General features: G+C 37.4%; 2 protein-coding genes and 1 pseudogene. 2 read left to right on the plus strand and 1 reads right to left on the minus strand.

Annotated elements, in window-relative coordinates; translation table 11 throughout:
- Positions 1-421 precede the first annotated feature (421 nt).
- A complete protein-coding gene (locus C200_RS13105) occupies positions 422-805 on the plus strand; it encodes a hypothetical protein (RefSeq protein WP_016212152.1) in 384 nt (127 codons plus the stop codon).
- A gap of 62 nt (positions 806-867) precedes the next feature.
- A complete protein-coding gene (locus tag C200_RS15575; RefSeq protein ID WP_144019362.1) occupies positions 868-1,059 on the plus strand; it encodes a hypothetical protein in 192 nt (63 codons plus the stop codon).
- Between the two features lie 52 nt (positions 1,060-1,111).
- Here the strand turns inward: C200_RS15575 and C200_RS13110 are convergent.
- Positions 1,112-1,495: pseudogene (locus tag C200_RS13110) on the minus strand (transposase); the annotation flags it as partial.
- Between the last annotated feature and the right edge of the window lie 263 nt (positions 1,496-1,758).

A 1,758-nucleotide genomic window follows, 5' to 3' on the forward strand; every position in this document is an offset into this window, starting at 1 on the left:
TTTTTCGCAACAGTGCCCTCTAGCTTGCCTTTTCTGTATTATTTAACTTGCTGATATTCTTTCAGAAGATGTTGGTTGAGTGCTATTTTTATAAAAATATACTTCCTTATTGTAAAAATAATCGATATAGTACAAGAAAATAAATTTGCGCAAAACTCAATTTACCTATCCTCGCGGCAAGCTACGAGGTATTTCGGAAAATTACCCCTTCGGGTCGTAATGCGCTTTGTTTTTTTTCGCAGCAAGCTGCGGGGAATCAGACCCTTAGCGATTGAAGATGATTATAATTTTTAACAAGAGTTTTTATAGCCTCGATATTACACTTCAGATGACGGAGGGTGGAAAAAATAAATGTTAAAATTCTTTACGTTTATAGAAAATATATGATCTATTTATTTTTAGGTTAAAGAGAGTAGACTTTATGATTAAAATCAAGCATTTAAATCGATTATTGGTTTTTGTTTTTTTAAGTTTAAGCCTTCCTATTGCTTCACAAGCTGCGAACAACAATCAAAATGTTAGTAGTTACCCTGTTGTACATATTATTAATAGCGCTGGTTATGACATAAAAGGCACTATAACTTATGACTCTGCTTTGTGCAGTAATGAGAGTTATGTTGTGGGGTCATATGCTTCTTGGAGTTCTCAGTCAAGAGGCGTATGTTTAGTATCAGAAATAACTGCTACAGGTATTGATAGTGGAGATTCTGGCCATTCTTATGAAAGCCCAGGAACTTCTTATAGTCAATTTGTCGTGTATCGAGATGAGTCTGGAAAACCATCGGTGACAAGAGAAACATATTAATTCATGTACGTTAGCTTAGTCATATCGATAATGGTAAACAATTAAATCCAGGAGGAGGGGCTTTGCGGTCTCCGTCCTCTATCACCACCATACGTGCTATGCCGCATACGGCGGTTTCAGTTAAAAGTTTAACAACACATTTTACGGTTCTGTCGCAATTTGAAATTTTCACAGAGGAGCACTTTTCTTCAGGCATAGTTAGGCTGCGAGCAAGTAAAATTGCTGGTAAGTTGCTTGGTTCTGTCGCAATTTGATTTGATGATATGATACTGGTTTTTGTTTAAGGTAAACCATGATCTGTTCTGGTCAAGTCAAACAGGACACCATTTTGCGAGAATTTTCAAAGTTAACGGGAGACAGATATTCATTTGCTGTATGAAGCCTGTCATGATTGTAATAACGAATATAAGCTTTTACATCTTCTGCCATAGATTCCCTTGTTAAATGCACAACATTTAGCAACCATTCATTCTTCAAACTACCAAAAAAACGCTCAACAGGCGCATTATCTAAACACGCACCAACACTACTCATGGAGGCTTCAATTTTGTGTTTTGAAAGCAGTTTTCTATACTTTTTGCTGGTATACTGTGAGCCGCGATCACTATGAAAAAGAGTACCTTCGCCAGGTTGACGTAAATTAATTGCCATTTCCATAGCACTCATTACTAATGGAGTTGCCATTCTCTTGAGATTCAGGAATTTCAAAAAAATGATCCTGGCGGCAATGTTTAGGAGGATGTTAAATTCTGGTCAGTATTGCTGTGGCCATTACCGAATATAATGTCTGCAGGCGGTTTTTTAGGTGAAAATAGGCGAATTCTCTAATTTCGGGCGGAGTTACCCTACTAGAAGCCTCTAAATCGGCTGGTTGCTAGCTCTTCATAGTAATTGTACTTTTCCCTAAGAGTAAGACCAATTGGGTGCTTACCCTTCTTAACTGATTGCCGCAC

The sequence above is a fragment of the Piscirickettsia salmonis LF-89 = ATCC VR-1361 genome (assembly GCF_000297215.2).
In the GTDB taxonomy this organism is placed as follows: Bacteria; Pseudomonadota; Gammaproteobacteria; order Piscirickettsiales; family Piscirickettsiaceae; genus Piscirickettsia; species Piscirickettsia salmonis.